The organism is Microbacterium oleivorans NBRC 103075 (assembly GCF_001552475.1).
GTDB lineage: Bacteria > Actinomycetota > Actinomycetes > Actinomycetales > Microbacteriaceae > Microbacterium > Microbacterium oleivorans.
On the sequence record NZ_BCRG01000003.1, the window covers coordinates 76,266 to 92,946 of the forward strand.

The window sequence follows — 16,681 nt, forward strand, 5'->3', positions numbered from 1 at the left end:
GCGCGAGCCCAACTCTCCTGGCGTGATCTTCCGCGCCGCCGCCTCCGGCCGGTGTCGTTGGGTCGCGATACGATTGCTTCATGCCCATTGACCCGCCTGTCCTCGATTCGCCTCGTGGATCGAAGATGCCGGTTATCAGCCTTTTTTCCGGCGCTGGTGGGCTGGATCTTGCAGTTGAGCGCGTCGCCGACACGCCGTTGCAGTCGCCGGTCGTCCCGTCGAACGGCCCCTTTCGGGTCGCGGTCGCGACAGACTACTCCGCGCAGGCGCTCGACACGCTAAGTCTTAACCTTCCGGGGACCGCAACCTGGCCCGGCGACATCCGGGACACCCCCACGTCTGAGCTTCTCCGCGTCGGGTCGATGTCTGCGGGCGACGCAGCTCTCGTTGTCGGGGGCCCCCCGTGCACGCCGTTCTCGAAGTCGGGTTTCTGGCTTGCTGAGAAGCGTGAGTCCCGTGACCCGAATGCTTCCCTTCTCGAGGAGTACGTTCGTGTAGTTGCGCAGGCGCGTCCCGAGGCTTTCGTGCTCGAGAATGTGCAAGCGCTCACCTATAAGACCCATCAGAAGCACTTCCAACAGTTGCTAGCCGCATTAGCTGACCTGGGTTATAACCCACAGTGGAAGACACTTCTTGCCGCGGACTACGGCGTCCCTCAACTCCGCAAGCGCGTATTCATTGTGGGCCGCCGCGACGGCCAGGCGTTCCGGTTTCCCGAACCGACTCACGCCGGTCCAAGCGAGACGACGCGGTCTTGGGACACTTCGAAGCTGTTCCACGTGAGCGCGGAACAAGCATTCGCTGGACTGAAAACCGTCTCAGAATCGAAAGAGCTGGTCGAAGGCAAGTACGGCCAGCTCGCCGCCGAGGTGCCTGCGGGGCAGAACTACCTCTGGCATACCCCTCGGTTGGGTGGACGGGACGAGTTCGAGTGGCGGTCCCGCTACTGGACCTTCTTATTGCGGCTTGCTCCTGACAAGCCAAGTTCCACGCTTCAGGCGCAGCCGGGGCCGTATGTGGGCCCGTTTCATTGGGAGAATCTCCGAAACGAGAACGGTGATTTGAGAGCCCGTCGCCTTCGTGTTCCGGAACTCCTTCGGTTGATGACTTTCCCCGACGACTTCCAACTCATCGGACGCCGGGCGGATGTCCAGCGGCAGCTAGGAAACGCAGTGCCACTTGAGTTGGGGAAGGCTGTTCTTCGAGCGCTCACCCTGCAGCTCGGATATATTGATGCCGAGACAGACAGCGACGATCAACTCGTCCGGTCGACGAGCGATGCAGTCCTGATCAGCTGACGTTCACGACGGGCTGAGAAAGGCCCCTCCCAAATGAGCCTCGACTATCAGGCCGCCGAGCAAACCCTTCTCGAAGCGCTGGCAATTGCCAAGAGCGATGTGCGACTACCGGTGGAGTGGACGAGTCACGCGAGAGCGGTATTTGACCTGGACGCTAAGACCTGGACGCCGGCGTTCGTCACCCTGCTCCTCGCGAAGGCGACGAACGATCGCATCGACACGATGAGCTTGAAGGCAAGTGAGGGCAACCCGACCGCCTACAGCGCACGCGGTCTATGCCACAAAATCGTGGTTCCAGCCGCGGCTGAGTATGGATTCTCAATTCGAAACACGGGTCGAGAGCCAATGAACAATCAGCCCTTCTTTCGATACGACCGCATCGACCAACTGGACCGCGTAAGAAAGGCGGCCGACCGAGAGTTCTTCGTAGACGTGGCACAGCAGGCCAACCATCTCGACGCGGGCGGGGCAATCCAGGCACTCGCCGCCTTCTTGCGAGAGGCTTTGGCGGTCGCTGCGGCCACCAAGCGCATCGCAGTCAAGGCGAACGGCCTAACTGCTAGCGGTGCCGAGACCGCGGTCAAAGACTTCTTACGTTTCGACGCGCCCGACCGTCCTCAAAGACTTCAGGCTTTCGCTGCCGCGTGCCTTGGGCTCCTCTACGAACGTGTGCAAACAAGACGAATCAACGACCCGTCGCGCGACTTCCCCGGTGACGTCCATGGTGTCATCGGTGGCAAGGTGGCTGTTGCGATGGAGGTTCGAGGTAAAGCTGTCGGAGCTTCTGACCTCAGCTCTTTCGCTCGCGACTGCGAGTCGGTAGGACTTGGTCGAGCCATTATGTTCGTGGACGCGCCGCTGCAGAGCGAGTTGGGGTCGCACGTCGCGATCAACAATTACCACATTCGAACGACGCAGGTTGCCGCGTTTACATCAGCCCCGGAGTTGCTTGCAGAGTCATTTCTCTGGGCAAAACTGTCCCTACCGGATGCCATCGAGACCTTCACAACGGACTATCTCACGAAGCTGCGGGAGATAGAGGTCACGGTTCCAACGCTCCAAGAGTGGGCTCGGGCCGTGGCTGTGGCACAAGCTCACTGACCCGTCCGCGCTCGCGGTTGGTGGTTCATACGATGGTCCTGCCTTCGTTCGCGGGGTTACCTCAGAATCGCCGTTTGTGCCCGCTCGGCGCAATACTGTAGTTCCGTTTGCAGCGCGCGAGCTGACAGCAATCAATTAAGAGCGCGAGTTAGCGGCGCCCGCCAGCCTCCGCGCTCGCGAATCGTCAGCGCACAGAGGCCCGCCGCTCCTTGGATCCGCCATCCGCGCCTCCGCGTGCTGAAGCCGTCTAGAGGGGCAAGCGCCAAATTTGATCATGCGCGAGTTCCGCCAAGAGTCTTGTTCGAGCCGAGATCTCGGCTGCGGTCCACTCAGTGCAGTCGAGAACTCCTCCAATGTCGTAGGCCAACCCCGGTCCCGCAAGGATCGCTCTCTTGTCGGCGAAGCTCTTGTCGTCCAATCGGCCATTGATCGCTTCGCTCACGAGGAGAAGATTGCCAACGACTCCCACGGTGTCGATACTCGCCCCGCGAGCGATTTCGCGCTGTGGCATGATGTGCTCGATCGTGAGGTGCTCCGTCGTCGTCGCCGGACGAGAGTGTCGCAAGAATCTCTCCAGGACGTACCGAACCAGCTTGCTATCGCGCGTTTGCTGATTGGTGAAGTGGAAACGTTCCTCAAATGCGAGGACGAACTGTTCCTTATCCGGCGATCGAGAGATCAGCTTGTTCCGAATATCGTCGAGCGCATTCGCTCGCGCCTGGGCATCGGGTCCTGCAGAGCTGAGGTCGCGGGCGGCCTTTGCGTACATTTCTGATACTCCTCCGCTACTCCGCAACTGGCTGACCACCGTGTGCTGAAAGTGGAATCGCTCGATCACTTGGAGCGTCTTCTTGAACTGAGACGCTCCGAGCTTTACAGCGTCGGTTCGAGCTCGCATGAGCGAAAGGAGTAGTGGGGCTGGCTGGACTATGCCGAAGATGGCGAGTGCCTCGAGGCTTCGACGGGCATCAGCTTCTTCGGTTGGCCAAACTCTAGATGAGGGCTCGATAGCCGCTCGATACAGAGGAGCATCCCGGGCCAGGGAGTCGAGCCTAGCCTTAGCCATCGTCTTCGACTTGACTTTCTGTTTGACGGCCGGGAACAGTTTTCGCTCGGCGACGTACTCTTCTTGCGAAAGCCACCAGTGGAGGATGAACCGATTGGGGTCGATCCTCTTCCGCGAGTCGCTCGCCTCCAGAGCCCCCCGCATCTGGTCCCATTTGGTCCGTGCGGTATCCGCGGCTGTGTTGCCGGTTCCGCGGAGTCGATTGAGAAGATGGTTCTTCAGCAAGTCGACGACCTCGAGGTCTTTACCTCGGCTATTCAGAGTCTCGAAGATTACGTACGCATCATCCTCGCTGCTGTGCTCGATCCAAATAACACGCAGCCCGAGCAGTCGGTCACGAAAATCGCGTAGCCAATCGAGCGGATTCTGTCTCTTTTGCGCTTCGTCATCAACGAGTTGTCGGATCGCATCCAGCGCTTTTGAGAGTGCCTCTTCCTCTTCGGAGCTGGGTTCGACGGCCCGGTCTGGAGGGCGTTTGAAGATGGCTTGGCTAAGGAATGGAGATGGCACTTCGGTCTGCAGCGTGAATTGACGCTCGTTGTTGCGATCCGCCTTCTCGAGATACCTGTGCACGCCGTCCGCCAGGTTGTCCTCTCCGAGTTCCTCAAACTTGTCGCGCAGGACTGCAAACATGATGGAGATCGTTGTTAAGCGCTGTTGACCGTCGACCAACCGCCGGATGGGACTTGTCGGATCGTGCCAGGCCACCATCGGGCCGATGAAGTAGCCGACGCTGTTGTCGTAAACGACGTCGCGCCAGAAGTCGTCCAAGTTCGCGGCATCCCAGCTATAAGGACGTTGGAAGCGCGGAATTACGTAGTAGTCGGCGCCGACATAGAGCTCCTCAACGGTGCGCTTATCGGGCTGGAAGTCGATTTCTGGCATTCGCTCTCCTTATGCTGGCGGCCGAGTCGATGCAGCGTTGGACGGCAAGACTCGGAGGCGCGCGACGACACTCAGCGTATCGGCAGGATGCGTTGGACTCAGAGGGGGTGCGTTCCTTGGAGACTCACTCCTCGGAACGCGAGAGCACCCCGCCAGCAGACAACCGGGTCAGAACTAAACTCCACTGCGAAAGACCAACGCGAGATAGAACGAATTCGAGGACGAGAGATCGAGCAATGCACGCAGGCACCCGGGGTGGGCGGCGACCTTTGACGCCGTCGTGCTACAGCTACCTGCAAGGCGTAAAAATACCTGGATAACGCGGAAAAGCCAGCCTACCCTGGCGGCATGCGCGGAGGCCTGGAGCGATGGAAGCGGGGAGTCGGATCCCGTGGTTCTCGGAACGCCATCGCGTACGCGCTCGAGGGCACGTGCGACGCCCATCTGTCCTCCACGACGGGCGCCAAAGCGCCGGTTCATCGTCGACAACGGCGTCATCACGACCGACCATCTGAACGCCGGCGGCCTGCGCGTCTGGCTCTCGGGATACGACCCGATCACCGGAGAGGAGCGCGGCCACCAGCGGCAGAGCCCCGACGCGGACCTGCTGCTGGACGGGACGCTGAACCACCCGAAGGCGTTCAGCCTCGCGGCGTTGCTGCATCCGGAACTCGCGGACGAGTTCGAGGCGCTGCAAGACCGACTGCGCGCACGCATCCTCCTCACTTGGCAGACTGAGCTCAATGCGCGGCGCGGGCATGGGGGACTCATCCGTGAAGAGATCACGCGCATCGAGGTCATCGAGCTGCAGCATCGCCGATCGCGCGCGCTCGATCCACACATCCGCCGTCACCTGTGGCTGAACATCAAGGTGCTCGGCGTGGACGCAAGTGGTCGAATCTCGATTCGCGTGTCGCGATGAAGCTGCACACGGTCATCAACGCTGAAGGCGAGCTCGCCGCCCGCACCGACCCCGCGTGGATCGCTGCGCTCGCCCGCCACGGGTACACGCTTGACGACGCGGGAGAGATCACCGAACTTGCCGGCGCCGTCCGTCCTCTCTCGCGCCGCTCATCGCAGATCGGGGCCAACCGCGCGCGTTTGATCGCGAAGTGGACGGCGGCGCACGGTGGTTCGGCACCGAGCGCCGAGGTGCTGCAGCAGATCGCCCGACGCGCGTGGGCGGTCGCGCGGCCGAACAAGCCGGCCGACCTCGACGAGGTGTCGTGGAGCGCGACGGTTCGCGACGAGATCGCGTCGATCGATTCCAACCTGCTCGCCGCGCGGGCACCGATCACGATCGCTCCGACGGATGTGCACGCGCTCGATCTGGATCTGCTCGCCGCTGCAGCGATCGTCGACGCGGACGCCCGGTCCACCTCGTGCGGCGGACGGTTCAGCACCTTCGATCTGCGCGCCGGCGCACTGCGCGCCCTCTCGCGTACTGGCATCGTCGCGCCGCGCGAAGAACTCGACGGGGTGATCGCTCAGATCTCGACCCGCGCGACACAGGTGGTCCACCGGCTCGTCGGGGAGGTGGCGCCGGCGCACGTGAAGGCCTTTATGGCGACCGAGACCGTGCGAGGGAAGATCCGCCTCGCCGGACGCCTCGACGCGCTCGCCCAGGCGGGACGGTCACTCCTGCCAGCCGAGCTGCGGCGGTTGTCGGAAAGCGAAGACATGTCGACACTTGACGCGTCGCAGACCGTCGCCGCGTGTGCGATCGCGGGGACCGATGGCCTCGTGACTGTCACCGGCCCCGCTCGCACTGGCAAGACGACGATGCTGCGCACGGCATTCGCAGCTCTCCGGTCGCAGAAGCGGCGGATGCTCGTCGTCGCTCCGACCCGGAAAGCGGCGTCGGTGGCTTCCCGCGAGATCGGGGCATCGGCGTCCAGTATTCATGCTCTGCTCGCTGACCACGGCTATCGGTGGGGCTCCGACCGGGCCGGTGCGATGGTGTGGGCGCGGCTCCGGGTGGGCGAGCTCGATCCCTCGACGGGCGCGGTCTATGCCGGACCGACGCAGTACGCGCTGCACGCTCGGGATCGGATCGTGGTTGACGAGGCGGGCATGGTGGAACTGCAGACGGCGAACGTTCTCGTCGAGCTCGCGCTCGAGAACCGCGTGGGACTCGCGTTCGTCGGTGACCCGCATCATGCCCTGCCCGTTGGGCACGCGGGGGCGATGGGCTCGGCGATCCGGTACGCCAACGCGGCCGTGGAGCTCGATACCGTGCACCGGTTTCGCGATCCGGAGTACGCGGCACTCACGCTGCGGCTCCGCGAAGCGAGCGATCGCGAAGGCGCGCTGGTGGTCGCGGGCGAGCTCGCCGAGCGCGGCCATGTCGTGCGGGTCGACCATCTTGACGCGGCCCGTGAGCGGATGATCGACGCCTACTTCGAATGGCACGCGAGCGGCAAGCGGGTGACGTTGGTGTCCGGCACCAACGCTGAGGCCGATGCCATCAACGACGCGATTCAGCAACGGCGCGTCGACCAGGGCGAGCTGGATCCCCGAGTGGCCGCGTGGGGCATGGGGGAGCAGCGCCTCCTTGTCGGCGACAGCGTGCAGACCCGACGCAACGATAAGTTTGCGGGAGTCGAGAATCGTGCGCAGTGGATCGTGCGCGATATCCGCGACGACTTCGTGGACCTTGTGTCGGTGGGCGACAGCGGCGAGCTGAGACGCGTGTCGGCCGAGTATGCGCGTGAGCACGTGCAGCTCTCCTACGCGTCGACGGTGCACGGTGTTCAAGGTGACACCGCCGACGCGTCAGTGGTCGGGCCAGACGTGGATGCCGCGGGGCTCTACGTCGGCCTCACCCGCGGGCGGGTGCATAACGCCGCGATCGTGGTCGCGCGGACGGATGCCGCGGCTCGCGAGGGCCTCGCCGAGTCGATGCACCGCGGTATCCCCGAGTTGACGATGCAAGATGCCGTGCGCTCGGCGGCGGAAGAGATGGGGCGAGCCGCACGGGACCGGCAGTCGGAGATAGCTATAGACCAAGTGGTCGCGGCGCCGCGTGCGGCGCGTGGACTCGGGCGATAGTGGCGGCCGAGTGGCGCTCGTTCGGCGTCCATCCGTTACCGGTGGCCATACACGCGCGGTCGGTAGATTCGCGGCCACGCCCGCGTAGTCTCCTGGTGTAGACCCGTGCACGACCGGCCTGCGCCTGGTGTCGTTGCGGCTGTCGTCCGTGGCCAGCTGCTGCAACCACCTCCAGCTTGCGGGGTTTTGGGGTGGGTCGATACTGTCCTGCCAGAAATCCAGATCGTCATTCTTGGATCAGGGGGACCGGCGAGGTTCGCCTAGCGGGCCCCTCGTAGACTTCGGCTACCAACGCCGCCACAAGAGTGCGCTGGAGCGCGATCGCTCGCATCTCGCGCCGCCGCAAGTATTACGCTCGCGACGTGACTAATCCGCGAGAGCTCAGAGATGAAGCCGAGACCGACACTTGGGCTCATCTGGCGTGGTGGCCGGCTGACTGGAGTCAGTTCATACCTGACCTCATTAACACCGCAGTTGTGGGTCTCGTCGTGGGTGTCATCGTTTGGCAACTGCAGCGCAGCGCTGAGAAGCGTTCAGCTCGAGTAATTGCGCGGGGCGTCTGGACCCACGCTCGTAAATCGGTGCTACTTGCTGCTGCCGATCCTTGGGTTCGTGGTATCCCAGAACTCGACTTCTGGAAGATGCAAACCGAAGGCCTCCAATCGGCAGCCGGCGATCTCGACCTGGTTTCCCTGCGAACCGCACTCCCCAGCAACATCGAAATCAAAGCCCTTAGTGAGATCGTGAGCGATGCGCCAGCACTCGAGCAGGCGACGAATGCGCTGCGCGAGGGAGTAATGATTCAACTCGCTATGCACTGCCAAGGCCGCCCGACCCGTACCTTGCGAGAATCGCGCGAGAGGTATTACAGCGAGGTGCTCGGCCTCGGCGATCCGGACCCGTTCTTGGGGACTGACTCACGCATTCCCGCAGATGCACGTGCTGCCATGTCACAAACGCTCAAGATCCCGATCGCGACGTACAAACGCACGCTAGAGGATTTTGAGGCGGCCTACGCCGTCTTGCATCACGCCGCCAACCGCGGCAACCCCAATAGGAGCGGAACAGGAGCCGACTGATCGAGTGCTGAGTGGTGATCCGGCATAGCGCGTGTACCTCGACGAGCGGCAAATCGTGGGTCACCTCATGGGTCTCTAACGAGGGTCAACCGCGGGCGGTCCGTGTCGATGCCCGCAAGGCGCCGAACATGGCGCGGAGACATCTGAAGAGCATCCGCGATGTCAGGGACCGTCACAGTCGAGCGGTACTCAAAACGCCGGTGGGTGCTTGGCGCTCCCGTGTTTCCAGCGTCCGGCGCCACACCTCCCATGTCGAGCGAGCGGTCCGAACGTTTCGTTCCTGGCGTGGTGCAGGATTGTCGGCCGCAAATGCGACGTCACGTCGCGCTTGTCCGGGATGATGTCAGGGAATACTCGAGACAATCCGGCCGGGTGAAACGGCTAGACGGTTCGGTTCCAATGTAATGGTGGGGCAGCTTGCTCTGGAGCGACTTCAGCAGAAGTCGGCGCTCGAGCATTCCGGATGTTTAATAGGGGCGTGTGATGCAGGAGCTAGAGGTCGACTTCGGGGACTTTGGGGAGGTCTTTTCAACGGCGCAAACCTCGCCGTTCACGGTGATCGAGATCGATTCCGACCAGGCGGCCGCGTTCGCGGAGCGTCTAGGCGTTCCAGTCAGGCGCTGCTATATCTCAGACGCGGCGCTGAAGGCGCGAGTTCAGGAGACGTCGACTGCTGCTCACGAGATCGTCGGCTCGAAATTTCCGGATCGCGGATCGACGATGGCTGGGGACTTCGGTGAGATCCTGACGGCGCTTTTCCATGCTTCGCGGGAGCATCCGGCGGGTGTTCTGGATCCGAAGAAGTGGAGGCTGAAGCAGGATCGGACGAAGCCTGCTCCTGGCTCGGATGTGGTGCAGATGATTCTCCCCAACTGGCCGGCCTCGTCGACGAGCGATCGGATTATCTGTGCTGAAGTCAAGACAAAGTCCACCAACGGCGCGTCGACGCCTATCCAGAGCGCGATCGCGGACTCGGAGAAGGATAGCTCGCGACGTTTCGTGAAGACATTGAATTGGTTGAAGGAGCGAGCACTCGATACCGGACTGTCGACCATTTCGATCGAGCAGTTGGACAGGTTCATCCACCCCGTTGACCACCCGGAGGCGACGCGTGAGTTCCGCGCGGTGGCCGTTATCTGCGCGAGTCTGGTCGCCGACGAGTTAGTGGATGTGGTGGCACCCCCGGCCGAGGAGCGAGCGCTAATCGTGATCTCGGTTCCAAATCTGAAAGACAACTACGAGCGGGTTTTTGGCGCTGCGATGCTGACCGCGGATGACTTCGAAGGCGACGTATGAGAGAGAACCTGGGTCGATGGATTGCGGACGCGGAAACGCAGCAGACGATCGAGGACTTTCGGTTGACGGGGCACCTCGGGCAGCTCGCTTACCTCCATGACCGCACGACGGACTTGTACTACTCACTCGTTGGTGAGCTCTTCGACAGGGTCCGGGCGGGCGGCGGGGACCCGCTGGACTGGGCATCCCTTGGTCGTGCGCTTGAGACGGCGAGCCGGGATCTTCGGGACGGTGCTCGTTCGGACGCCTTGTTCTTCGCGGCGGTCGCGTTCTTCCAGGGCGGATATCCTGCATCGGCGGTAATGACTATGCGGCTAGCCGACCCGCAGTTCTGGGAGGTGCAGGCCCAAGAGGCGGCGTACGAGCTCCTCAGTCGGCCTGTGAATCCTGCCTCGAGCTCGACCCAGCAGCTGGTTGCCGCGGTCCGGATAGGGAACATGCGCGCCGTCGATGAGATGGTCGCCGCCGCGCGGGAAGAAGCGGATCGAGCAATTGATGTTGGCCCTGACGAGTGGGTGGCGCACCGCCTCTACGCGGCAATGATCGAGCGTTTCCAGCGGACTAACCTTCGTGCCGTTCTGCCCGATGGGGCGGCGCGCCGGTGGGATCCTCTTGTGGAGTCGTTTCTGGACCGCAGGCAGCCGGTTTGGGACTTCTTTCCGTCGCAGATGGAGGCCATCGAAGCGGGCCTGCTCAGTAGTGCTGAGTCGTACTCGCTGCAGATGCCGACGGGAGCCGGGAAGACTGCGCTGACTGAAACGCTCATCTTCGACCACTTGAGTCGATCACCCGGGAGCAAGGCAGTCCTGCTGGTGCCATACCGGGCGTTGGCGCGCGAGCTGCGCGGAAGCGTCGGTCGGCAACTGACGGCAATGGGATTGCGATCACGGACGGTGTACGGGGGGACGGTTCCCGGGATCGAGGAGAGCGACGATCTCGAAGATGTCCGCGTTCTCATCGCCACGCCGGAGGCCCTGACCGGGCTCGCTGGCGCCAACCCGGAACTCCTAACGGAGATCTCGTTGGTCGTTTGCGATGAGGGGCACCTCCTCGACAGCGACTCCCGGGGAGTGGGGTTGGAGCTACTGCTCGCACGGCTGAAGGCGCGAGACCCGAGCCCGCGGATTGTGTTCGTGTCGGCGATTGTTCCCAATGTAGAAGAGATCAACACTTGGCTGGGTGGCTCAGATGCCACCGTGGTGCGAAGCGACTACAGGCCAGCAATTGCGGAGTTCGCGGTGCTCCGACCTTCGGGGGCGGGCCGACAACGCAAGATCGGGCTGGAGCTCCACGAGCCGTCCACATCCGTGCCTTCTCACACCTTGCCCGAATTCCTGGCTCTGGAGGATTTCCAGTTCACGAACTCAGCTACAGGTCGGCTGAACACCTACGACTTCGGGTCCACGAAGACTCAGGCTGTGGCCGCTGCACGAAAAGCACTGGCGCTTGGCCCGGTCGCGGTATTTGCGACCGAGAAGGGCGGAAATCGAGGTGTGATCGGACTTGCCAACGAACTCCTAAAGCAGATCTCTGCCGGCCTCGATCTCCCAAGACCGCTGGCCTACATGACGGACGGCTCGGTGATCGAGTCGGTGGTGGCGTACCTGGTTCGGGAGTATGGCGAGGACTGGGTAGGGACGCGGGCGCTTATGGCGGGCGCGATCGTTCATCACGGTGACGTGCCGCAAGAGACGCGGGAGGTTCTCGAGGAGCTAGTGTCGGAGCGGCGAGTATCGATGGTGTTGTGCACTAGCACGTTGGCCGAAGGAGTGAACCTGCCGCTGCGGACGATGGTGCTCTACTCCGTGAAGCGCAGCTCCGATGGGAGTGCACCCGAGGCGATGCTGGCCCGAGATATCAAGAATCTCGTTGGTCGAGCAGGACGGGCGGGGAGCTCTACTCGCGGGCTAGTGGTCTGCGCGAATCCCGAGGACTGGGCCCTGGTCAGTCCTGTTGCGGAGGGTCAGCCTGGCGAGTCTGTTGCGGGAGCGCTCATCACCCTCGTCAGGGCGTTGGAGGGCGCGCTTGCTCGCCAACAGTTGCAACTCACTAACGGAGTGCTCGAGGCCAGTCCGGTGTTGTTCTCGCTCGTGGACGGGGTTGACGCTGCGCTGGTCGAGTTGATTCGAGATGAGCTTGGCGCGGAACGGTTCGCGGGCATCGCGGAAGCGCTCGCTGCTGAGACGTTCGCTGCGGCACGAGCCACAGAGCAGGAGCGGCAGTTGCTGTTCAGCGTGTTCCAGCTACGCGCGGAACGCCTTATAGAGATGCGCTCGTCTGGGCGGCTTGCGCTTGCCCAGGGAACGTCGGCGCGTCCCCGTTTAGTCGACGCAGTGATCGATGATCTCCTCCCTCGGTTTGAGGAATGGGAAACCGTCGAGTCGCCCCTAGACCCTGACCTAATCCGGCTTTTCGTCGGGTGGGCGCTCGCGCAGCCAGGTTTCATCGGGGAATCAGAGACCGCGTACCGGCGGACGGAGGTGACCGACCTCGCCGCATCGCTGTCGGCGCTGATACTCGCCTGGTTGCAGGGCAAGCCGTTCACCGAGCTCGCGTCGCAGGCGGGGGTTGGCATCGACGCTTTGCTTCGAATTCACGCCAAGCTCGTCTTGTTCGACCTGGTGACACTCATAGAACAAGCCGTCGCGATCCTCGAGCAGCACCTGAATTCGCAGGGCGTCGCGCTAGCGCCCGCCGTCGCCGCCTTCCCTGACTTTTTGCGGTTTGGCGTTCCGACCGCCGCGGCGCGGGAACTGATGGCCAAGGGCGTCCGGCATCGGAGTGCCGCAGTGCAGCTCGGTGCGCACTCCTCGATGAAATCGATGACGAACCTCTTTTCAAGCCCATTGATGATCGCCCGGGAGCTCCTCGCGGCCACCGAAGTATGGCTTCCGCAATTGGGTGATCTGGTGTATCAGCGAACTGTCTCAGACCTGGCGATCAGGCAGAGCACCTAGCCGCGCTTCCTCTCATGTGGATCGGGATTCGCCAGCGACGCCGCAGTAGCGGATGCGACGTCACGACCGAGGTGGAAAGCCGATCCGACGACGCTGCGCGTACGCCTCCTCCGATTCGCCGAGACTCCTTGCTTACAAAGCGCCGTCCGCGCGAATATCCCGATCTTGCGCCGCCGCCATACGCGCTTCGTCCACTCACTCCGACGATCCGTCAGGCGTTGATCCCGAACGCCCGGAGCAGGGGAATGCGGGGATCATTCGGCGCGGGCCGAGCTGGATGGTGGGGATGGTTCCGTTCTCGATGCCGAGCTTGATCGTGCGGCAGTCGACGCCGACCAGCTTGGCCGCGTCCTTCATCGTTAGAGCAAGCGAGTTGCTTGAATTGTTCATGTCCTTCTCCTCGTTGAGCAATGCATGTCACCACTTGCCCACACCGTACTCCTGTTGTGAGCAATCCGCGACATGTATTGCTCACGGATTCGAAATCGTGCCAGGCTCATTGCATGAGTGGTGTTCAAGTCAACGTGACCGACAGTGGGCGGATCGATGTCGGCGACGGCGTGAGTATCCCTAAGGCGTGGGATGCGGTCGCGACCGGCGAGCCGAACGTCGCGGGCGCCATCCGCCTTTGCGTGGTGTTCGATGAGCAGCTACGGCGCACTGCGGCCGTATCCGTGAGTCTCGATCGCGTGGGGGAGGGCGACGAAGTAACGGCTGCCGCGCTCCGCGACGTGCGCGTGCAGTACCTCGTCGCGGTCTCTTCGATGCGTGTGGTTACCGTGACGCGCGAAGGCGGGGAGCCCCAGCGCTTGAGCGAGTACCTTGAGGGCGTGAAGTCGCGTACCGATCGCAACTATGAGGAGGCGGTGCGCGAGGCGGTGACGCTTTACCGGATCGCGACGACCGTGAACCTGGCGCCGCTCAAGCTCGTGTCGGAGCAACTTGGTGTGAGCGTGAGCACGGCCACGCGCATGATGGCGCGCGCCCGCGAAGCCGGCCTCGCTGATGACTTGAGCCCGCGAGAGACGTACAACCGGATGCGCGCAGATGAGGACGCTCTGACGCGCCCACAATCCGGCTCCAGTTCTCCGGACCGGTCTCCGCTCGGACGATGAAGGCAAACTGGACCATCAAGCATCATTTGGGCGCTCGCCGGAAGAATCGCCGCATAGTGAGCAAAATGCTCAGAATAGACAAGATTCTCGCGGGTCCAATTTATCCGTGGCCGCATTAACTTCTGTAGGTGCCCGCAGACGCACTCATGGCCCGGAATTCTTGCCCGCTTTTTGGCCGCATCTTATTTCCAACTGGCTGTTTTCGGACGTTGTTGGATGTCGCCGCGGTATTCAGAACCCGCGTAATTCCGTGGTATCTGTCGTTTCGTGTCTGTACACAGAATGCTCAAATCGTTTTCGAGTCCCTCCCGGGTACTGACGTTTCGGTTGAACTGAGTTGGGTAACGTCCGGATCGCTGTTGAACGGGTGCTGACCCCATGATCCGGCCCCGCGTCACCGTGACGGTGGCACGCTGGAACCGTGACCCCCGCACCACCCGCTACCCCTCCGTACGTGACGCGGCTTCGCGCCCGTCTGCTCACCGCGCTCGCCGGTGACCCGACCGGGATGGCGCCCTACGTCCGCGCGCTCGCGGACGGCGACGACGCCGGATACTTCGTCGAGAACGGCCCCGCGTGGACGGTTCACGCCGGCATGGGCACTCTGGTCGCCGGCATCCGCGCCCTTCTTCTTCAGGCTCTGCACCCGGGCGCCCTCGCCGGCGTGCACGACTGGTCGCGCTACCGCGACGATCCGATCGGGCGCCTCACCGGCACCGTCCGCTGGGTCATCACGCTCACCTACGGGTCGACGACGCAAGCGGATGCCGAGACGGCCCGCGTCGGCCGTTTCCACCGGCGCGTGCAGGGGGAGTACGTCGCCGGTGACGGTTTCCGCCCGTCGTGAATCGCGCACGAACGCGACTCGATTCAGCAGGGCGAAAGCGTCCCTGATCGTTCCTTGAGCCCGGCGACCCGCCCGGGGCATGTCCCGCTTCTTAGTTAGCCGATCACAGCCGCACCGCTACGGCATCGCCGGCAACGCAGACGATGCGCTCTTGCTCAGCGCCCGCACACTCGCCGCGAACGATGGCTCGCTTCCGCTCGGCAGGGCCGCGATCAGATACCTCTCGATGTTCCGCGCGTGAATCGCTGACGCCTCCAGCAGCTTTTCCGACCCATGCTCGCTCAACCGCACGAGCTTCACCCGCCCGTCCGCCTCCGAGGGACGCAGCGTCACGAGTCCCTGCGCCACGCCCCGACTTACGAGCCGTGTCGCGCCGCCTGAGGTCACCACCTTCGCCTGCGCGATGTCCTTCACCGAGACACCCTCGTCGCCACGACGGGCGACGATCAGCAGCAGTTCGAAGATCGGATGCGTCAGACCGGTGCTCTCCTCCAAGTCCCGCGCGAGCAGATACTCCAAGCCGTTCGCGGCGCCCATGAGCCGTCCGAACAGCAGAATCCGGGAGTCGTACGCCGCGTCCACGGGCGTCGCGAAGGGGGAGGGATCAGCCATGGAACTCACCCTACGCACCCGCCCGAACCCTGCTCGCGAAGAAAGTCCCGGCACCCCGGAATAGCTGACGAGTCAGCTTAGTTACATCGAGCATGCCGCCATCGCGGCAGGCGCTCAGAAGGTCTGAACGTCTGTAGGAAGGAAACTCTCATGGCTCTGGACTTCACCGTTCTCGACCTCGACTTCCCCGTCGGGTCGAAGAATAAGGCCGCCACCCTCGTGACGGGCGACACCGAGGCTGTCCTCGTGGACGCCGGCTTCACCCGCGCCGACGGACACCGCCTCGTCGCAGCCGTCCTCGACTCGGGCAAGACCCTCACCACCGTCTTCGTCAGCCACGCCGACCCCGACTTCTACTTCGGCCTCGAGGTCATCGCCGACACCTTCCCGGGTGCGCGCATCCTCGCCACTCCGATCGTCATCGACCAGATCCAGAAATCCTTCGAGGGCAAGCTGAAGGCGTGGAGCGCCCTGGGCGCGAACCTTCCCACCCGCCTCGTCGAGATGACCCCCTTCACCGACGACGCGATCGTCGTCGAAGAGGAGCGCCTCGAATTGCGTGGCGGCTCCGAGATCCTCCCCGACCGCCAGTACCTCTGGAACGAGACCCACCGCGCCATCCTCGGCGGCGTCCTGCTCTTCCAGCAGGAGCACGTCTGGACTGCCGACACCTCCACCCCCGAGCAGCGCGCTGCCTGGATCGCCCTCCTCGACGGGATGCAGGCGCTCGCCCCCGAGCTCGTCGTCGCCGGCCACCGTCTGCCCGGCACCGCGGCCGACGTCAGCGCGATCGAGTACACCCGCACCTACCTGCAGGCGTTCGAAGAGATCGTCGCCGCATCCGCCGATGCCGCCGCTGTGACCGAAGCGCTCGTCGGGCGCTACCCTTCGTCGGGAATGCTCATCGCCGCTCAGATCGGTCCGAAGGTTGCCAAGGGAGAAATGACATGGGGCTGAACGAACAGAACCACTCCGACTCACCGCGCGACGTCGTCCGCCGCCAATACCTCGCGTCCGCCGCCGGCGACCTCGAGGCGCTCCGCGCGACCCTCGCCCCCGACGTCGAGTGGACAGAGATGGCAGGGTTCCCCCTCGCCGGAACGTACCGCACGCCGACCGTCGTCACCTCGAATGTGATGGAACGCCTGGGTCAGGACTGGGAGGGCTGGGCCGCCCACGACGACACGTACGTCGTCGACGGTGAGAACGTCGTGGTGCTCGCGCGATACACCGCCACGAACCGCGCGACCGGCAAGCCGCTCGCCGTCCGCGTCGCTCATCACTTCATCGTCCGCGGCGGACTCATCGTCCGCTTCGAACAGTTCGTCGACACCGCGAAGGTCCGCGACGCCGCGTCGTGACCCGACCCAGATG

The 16,681-nt window shown here is 63.5% G+C and carries 14 protein-coding genes; 11 read left to right on the plus strand and 3 right to left on the minus strand.

The window, feature by feature from the left end:
- The first annotated feature begins 80 nt into the window (after positions 1 to 80).
- Together MO1_RS04800 and MO1_RS04805 are read left to right on the plus strand one after the other, a co-directional pair.
- A complete protein-coding gene (locus MO1_RS04800) occupies positions 81 to 1,298 on the plus strand; it encodes a DNA cytosine methyltransferase (protein WP_060915350.1) in 1,218 nt (405 codons plus the stop codon).
- A gap of 33 nt (positions 1,299 to 1,331) precedes the next feature.
- On the plus strand, positions 1,332 to 2,399 hold the full coding sequence (locus MO1_RS04805; protein ID WP_060915351.1) for a restriction endonuclease, SacI family: 1,068 nt from the start codon (positions 1,332 to 1,334) through the stop codon (positions 2,397 to 2,399).
- 247 nt (positions 2,400 to 2,646) lie between these two features.
- On the opposite strand, the gene MO1_RS04810 is transcribed toward MO1_RS04805, so the two are convergent.
- Entirely contained in the window at positions 2,647 to 4,350 is a 1,704-nt protein-coding gene (locus tag MO1_RS04810) for a DUF262 domain-containing protein (RefSeq protein ID WP_060915352.1), read from the minus strand.
- A 391-nt stretch (positions 4,351 to 4,741) separates the two neighbouring features.
- Between MO1_RS04810 and MO1_RS14865 the strand changes: the two genes are divergently transcribed.
- The 5 genes from MO1_RS14865 (at position 4,742) to MO1_RS04830 (ending at position 12,733) form a co-directional block, all read left to right on the plus strand.
- On the plus strand, positions 4,742 to 5,272 hold the full coding sequence (locus MO1_RS14865; protein ID WP_255209222.1) for a relaxase domain-containing protein: 531 nt from the start codon (positions 4,742 to 4,744) through the stop codon (positions 5,270 to 5,272).
- Positions 5,269 to 7,401, plus strand: coding sequence for an ATP-dependent DNA helicase (locus MO1_RS04815; RefSeq protein WP_255209223.1), 2,133 nt, complete (start codon positions 5,269 to 5,271; stop codon positions 7,399 to 7,401). The genes MO1_RS14865 and MO1_RS04815 overlap by 4 nt, the downstream gene beginning before the upstream one ends.
- 362 nt (positions 7,402 to 7,763) lie before the next feature.
- Entirely contained in the window at positions 7,764 to 8,480 is a 717-nt protein-coding gene (locus MO1_RS14585) for a hypothetical protein (protein ID WP_157526352.1), read from the plus strand.
- A 483-nt stretch (positions 8,481 to 8,963) separates the two neighbouring features.
- Positions 8,964 to 9,776, plus strand: a complete 813-nt coding sequence (locus tag MO1_RS04825; RefSeq protein ID WP_060915354.1) for a Hachiman antiphage defense system protein HamA — start codon at positions 8,964 to 8,966, stop codon at positions 9,774 to 9,776.
- On the plus strand, positions 9,773 to 12,733 hold the full coding sequence (locus tag MO1_RS04830) for a DEAD/DEAH box helicase (RefSeq protein WP_060915355.1): 2,961 nt from the start codon (positions 9,773 to 9,775) through the stop codon (positions 12,731 to 12,733). Before MO1_RS04825 ends, MO1_RS04830 begins: the two co-directional genes overlap by 4 nt.
- Before the next feature lie 195 nt (positions 12,734 to 12,928).
- On the opposite strand, the gene MO1_RS14445 is transcribed toward MO1_RS04830, so the two are convergent.
- On the minus strand, positions 12,929 to 13,123 hold the full coding sequence (locus tag MO1_RS14445; protein ID WP_255209224.1) for a helix-turn-helix transcriptional regulator: 195 nt from the start codon (positions 13,121 to 13,123) through the stop codon (positions 12,929 to 12,931).
- A 56-nt stretch (positions 13,124 to 13,179) separates the two neighbouring features.
- On the opposite strand from MO1_RS14445, the gene MO1_RS04835 reads away from it, so the two are divergent.
- Complete coding sequence (locus MO1_RS04835; protein ID WP_157526354.1) at positions 13,180 to 13,848, plus strand: hypothetical protein; 669 nt, start codon at positions 13,180 to 13,182, stop codon at positions 13,846 to 13,848.
- Between the two features lie 454 nt (positions 13,849 to 14,302).
- Positions 14,303 to 14,695 (plus strand): oxygenase MpaB family protein, encoded by a 393-nt coding sequence (locus MO1_RS04840; RefSeq protein ID WP_255209225.1) that lies wholly within the window; start codon positions 14,303 to 14,305, stop codon positions 14,693 to 14,695.
- A 117-nt stretch (positions 14,696 to 14,812) separates the two neighbouring features.
- On the opposite strand, the gene MO1_RS04845 is transcribed toward MO1_RS04840, so the two are convergent.
- A complete protein-coding gene (locus tag MO1_RS04845) occupies positions 14,813 to 15,307 on the minus strand; it encodes a MarR family winged helix-turn-helix transcriptional regulator (RefSeq protein WP_036311955.1) in 495 nt (164 codons plus the stop codon).
- 150 nt (positions 15,308 to 15,457) lie between these two features.
- Between MO1_RS04845 and MO1_RS04850 the strand changes: the two genes are divergently transcribed.
- The gene (locus MO1_RS04850) at positions 15,458 to 16,264 is read left to right on the plus strand and encodes an MBL fold metallo-hydrolase (protein ID WP_060915357.1); all 807 of its coding nucleotides are present in this window, start codon (positions 15,458 to 15,460) and stop codon (positions 16,262 to 16,264) included.
- Entirely contained in the window at positions 16,255 to 16,668 is a 414-nt protein-coding gene (locus MO1_RS04855) for a nuclear transport factor 2 family protein (protein WP_060915358.1), read from the plus strand. The genes MO1_RS04850 and MO1_RS04855 overlap by 10 nt, the downstream gene beginning before the upstream one ends.
- The last annotated feature ends 13 nt before the right edge of the window (positions 16,669 to 16,681 follow it).

Excerpts from the sequence above, each read along its gene's own strand:
- MO1_RS04800 (WP_060915350.1), top strand. The coding sequence starts at position 81 with ATGCCCATTGACCCGCCTGTCCTCGATTCGCCTCGTGGATCGAAGATG.
- MO1_RS04805 (WP_060915351.1), top strand. The coding sequence starts at position 1,332 with ATGAGCCTCGACTATCAGGCCGCCGAGCAAACCCTTCTCGAAGCGCTG.
- MO1_RS04810 (WP_060915352.1), bottom strand. The coding sequence starts at position 4,350 with ATGCCAGAAATCGACTTCCAGCCCGATAAGCGCACCGTTGAGGAGCTC.
- MO1_RS04815 (WP_255209223.1), top strand. The coding sequence starts at position 5,269 with ATGAAGCTGCACACGGTCATCAACGCTGAAGGCGAGCTCGCCGCCCGC.
- MO1_RS04825 (WP_060915354.1), top strand. The coding sequence starts at position 8,964 with ATGCAGGAGCTAGAGGTCGACTTCGGGGACTTTGGGGAGGTCTTTTCA.
- MO1_RS04830 (WP_060915355.1), top strand. The coding sequence starts at position 9,773 with ATGAGAGAGAACCTGGGTCGATGGATTGCGGACGCGGAAACGCAGCAG.
- MO1_RS14445 (WP_255209224.1), bottom strand. The coding sequence starts at position 13,123 with ATGAACAATTCAAGCAACTCGCTTGCTCTAACGATGAAGGACGCGGCC.
- MO1_RS04845 (WP_036311955.1), bottom strand. The coding sequence starts at position 15,307 with ATGGCTGATCCCTCCCCCTTCGCGACGCCCGTGGACGCGGCGTACGAC.
- MO1_RS04850 (WP_060915357.1), top strand. The coding sequence starts at position 15,458 with ATGGCTCTGGACTTCACCGTTCTCGACCTCGACTTCCCCGTCGGGTCG.
- MO1_RS04855 (WP_060915358.1), top strand. The coding sequence starts at position 16,255 with ATGGGGCTGAACGAACAGAACCACTCCGACTCACCGCGCGACGTCGTC.